Source organism: Micromonospora sp. WMMD736 (assembly GCF_049179015.1).
Lineage (GTDB): Bacteria > Actinomycetota > Actinomycetes > Mycobacteriales > Micromonosporaceae > Micromonospora.
The window spans coordinates 1-3,190 of sequence record NZ_JBMHMI010000176.1 but is presented as its reverse complement, the minus strand read 5'-3'; the positions used below and the strand labels follow the sequence as shown (position 1 = coordinate 3,190).

At 69.8% G+C, this 3,190-nt stretch carries 2 protein-coding genes and 1 pseudogene; 2 read left to right on the top strand and 1 reads right to left on the bottom strand.

Translation table 11 applies throughout. The features are described from left to right. Positions 1 to 2,163: AAA family ATPase (locus tag ACN269_RS35300; RefSeq protein WP_421477772.1), on the top strand; the 2,163-nt coding region annotated here is incomplete at its 5' end. 7 nt (positions 2,164 to 2,170) lie between these two features. On the opposite strand, the gene ACN269_RS35295 is transcribed toward ACN269_RS35300, so the two are convergent. Continuing rightward, positions 2,171 to 2,854, bottom strand: a complete 684-nt coding sequence (locus ACN269_RS35295; RefSeq protein WP_421477770.1) for a GAP family protein — start codon at positions 2,852 to 2,854, stop codon at positions 2,171 to 2,173. 139 nt (positions 2,855 to 2,993) lie between these two features. On the opposite strand from ACN269_RS35295, the pseudogene ACN269_RS35290 reads away from it, so the two are divergent. Further along, a pseudogene (locus ACN269_RS35290) lies at positions 2,994 to 3,190 on the top strand (hypothetical protein); the annotation flags it as partial.

The following is a 3,190-nucleotide window of genomic DNA, read 5'->3' as shown; positions in this document are numbered from 1 at the left end:
GGCGCCGAGCGCCAGGTGGCCTCACTGCGGGCCCGGATCGATGCGCTGGCCGTCGGCCTGGAGCGTCGGGACGGAGCGGCGTGGCTGCAGAAAAATCGCAGGGACGCAGGGCTTTTCGGATCGGTCGCGAAGATGCTCAGGGTCAGGCCGGGCTACGAGGTGGCGATCGCGGCGGTGCTCGGGTCGGCTGCGGATGCGGTCGCGGCCGAGGACTTCGGCGCGGCCCGCTCGGCGGTCACTGCGCTCAAGGAGTCCGACGGAGGCCGGGCCGCGATCGTGATCGGCGACTGGCCCGCCGGATCGGAACCGGACAGTCACCCGTTGCCCGCCGATGCGGTGTGGGCGGCTGATCTCGTCGAGATGCCGCCGCGGCTGCACACCGCGATCACCGCCCTGCTCTCGGGTGTTGCGGTGGTTGACGACCTGCGGTCCGGTCTGGACCTGGTGACCGGGCAGTCGCGGCTGCGCGCGGTCACCCGAGACGGTGACCTGCTCGGCGCGGGCTGGGTCAAGGGTGGGTCGGACCGCAAACCGAGCACGCTGGAGATCACATCGGAGATCGACAAGGCCCGCAGTGAGCTGGCGGCGGCCGAGAAGCAGACCCGGGAGCTGAGCGCCGCGTTGTCCGGCGCGCTGGTCGAGCAGGCCGCCCGCCAAGACGCCGCCGAACATGCGCTGGCCGCGCTCAACGAGTCAGACGCCGCGATCTCGGCCGTCTATGAACAGTTGGGCCGGCTCGGGCAGGAGGCCCGCACCGCCGACGACGACTGGCAGCGGCTGATCAAGCAACGCGACGAGCTGGAGGCCGGCCGTGCGCAGACGATGGCCGATCTGACCGAGCTCGAGCAGCGGCTGCGCAACGCGCAGCAGGCACCGGCGTTGGAAGCCGAGCCAACCGACCGACAGGCGTCGATGGCGGCCGCCGAGGCTGCGCGGGCGGTCGAGGTGGAGGCCCGGTTGGCGGTTCGCACCGCCGAAGAACGCGCCAATGCCGTTCGGGGACGGGCTGATTCGCTGCGCCGCGCGGCAGCGGCCGAACGGGAGGCGCGGCTGCGGGCGCAGCGCGCCCGGGAGGCCCGTGAACATGCGGCGACCGTGGCGGCCGCGGTCGCCGAGTCGGGGCGGACGGTCGCGGCGCGGCTGAGCGCGGTGGTCGCGGTGGCTTCCAGCACCCGTGACGCGCTGGCCGCCGAACGCGGGCAGCGGGCCGCGGCGCTGGCCCGAGCCCGCGACGAAGTCACCGAGCTGAACACCAAGATCACCGCACTGACCGACGCGCTGCACCGCGATGAGGTGGCCAAAGCGCAGGCGGTGCTGCGGATCGAGCAACTCGAGGCGCAGGTGCTCGAACAGTTCGGGATGGCCGCCGCGGACTTGGTCGCCGAATACGGCCCGCACGTGGGGCTGCCGCCGACGGAGCTGGAGGTCGCCGAGTTCGAGCAGGCCCGCGAGCGCGGTGAACAGGTCACCGCGCCGGCGCCGATGCCGTTCGATCGCCCCACCCAGGAACGTCGCGCCAAACGTGCCGAGCGGGAGCTCAAGGAGTTGGGCCGGGTCAACCCGCTGGCGCTGGAGGAGTTCGCCGCCCTCGAGGAGCGCTACAACTTCCTGTCCACCCAACTGGAGGACGTCAAGGCGGCCCGCAAGGATCTGCTCGACGTCATCGCCGATGTGGACGACCGCATCCTGCAAGTCTTCACCGACGCCTACACCGACGTCGAGCGGGAGTTCCGTGCGGTGTTCGCGACGCTGTTCCCCGGTGGCGAGGGCCGCCTGCTGCTGACCGACCCCGACGACATGCTGACCACCGGAATCGAGGTGGAGGCACGGCCGCCGGGCAAGAAGATCAAGCGGCTGTCGCTGCTGTCGGGCGGGGAGAAGTCGCTGACCGCGGTGGCCATGTTGGTGGCGATCTTCCGGGCCCGGCCGTCGCCGTTCTACGTGATGGACGAGGTCGAGGCCGCACTCGACGACGTCAACCTGCGTCGCCTGCTCAGCCTGTTCGAGCAACTGCGGGCGCAGTCGCAGCTCATCGTCATCACCCATCAGAAACCGACGATGGATGTCGCCGACGCCCTCTATGGCGTGACGATGCGCGACGACGGGATCACCGCGGTGATCTCGCAGCGCATGCGGGGCCAGGAGTTGGTCGGCACCGGGTAGCGGGCCCTCACCACAGCGCCTGGTAGTGGATCAGCGCGTCGATCACCAGCACGACACCGGCGCCCAGGAACAGTATTCGCACCGATATGGGCCCGTAGCGCGTGATGGTGCGCACCAGCCAGCGTTGGATACGCTGCGCTCGCTTCGTCCTTCTGGCCGAGAGGCCAAGCACGACAAGGGACGGCAGCAGGGCGATTGTCCAGTAGGCATAGATGATGAGCGGCCAATACGCTGGGCGGGGGTCCAGCGCGGCCAGCATCGCCAGACCGGTCAGGTAGGGGACCGCGGTCGGCGCCTGGCCCATACCCACGGCCAGTCCGACGAACCCGAGTAGCCAGGGCCGTTGACGCATTGCGGTCAGCGCGAATCCCGGCGCTGAGGTTTGCGCGGTCAACGGAAAGTAGGCCAGGCCGATCAGCGCCAGACCCAGCAGCAGCTCGCCTCGATAGCGGAGGGTGGGCGTGATCTCGAAGTCGAGCAATTCGGTCAGGAAACTCAGGCCGAGCACCACCGCCAGACCGAAGGTCGTGGTGACCACGAATACGCCTGCGATATAACTCAAACCGCCTGGAATGGGTGAGCGGCGGCCGAGACGGCTGTCGTAGACGACCGCCGAGACCACGCCGATGTTGAGGACGTTGGCCGAGTCCAGCATCGCCAAACCCGCCAGCGTCAGCACAAGTGCGGCCATCAGTGCGCGACCCCTACCGCCGCGGAAGGGAGGAAGCGGTCACCCCGCAGACACTACGTCAGTGCCTCCCCGGTCGGCCTGCGGCGGCCACAGCCGCACCGGATCGGGTGGCGGGCCGGTGCCCTGAGACAATGACCGCGTGACAGAAGGTCTTTGGATCGCGGTCGCGGTCATCGCAGTTCTGCTCGTCGTCGCCCTCGTCGTCGGGCTGGTCCGGTACCGGCGGCGCCGCATCAGCCTGGGCTCGGAGCAGGCGCCCAAGCCGGTCGACCGCTCCGGTGGCTACAGCGCCTCATCGGGCATCACGTTCTCGCAATCGTCGGCGGCCGATGTGGC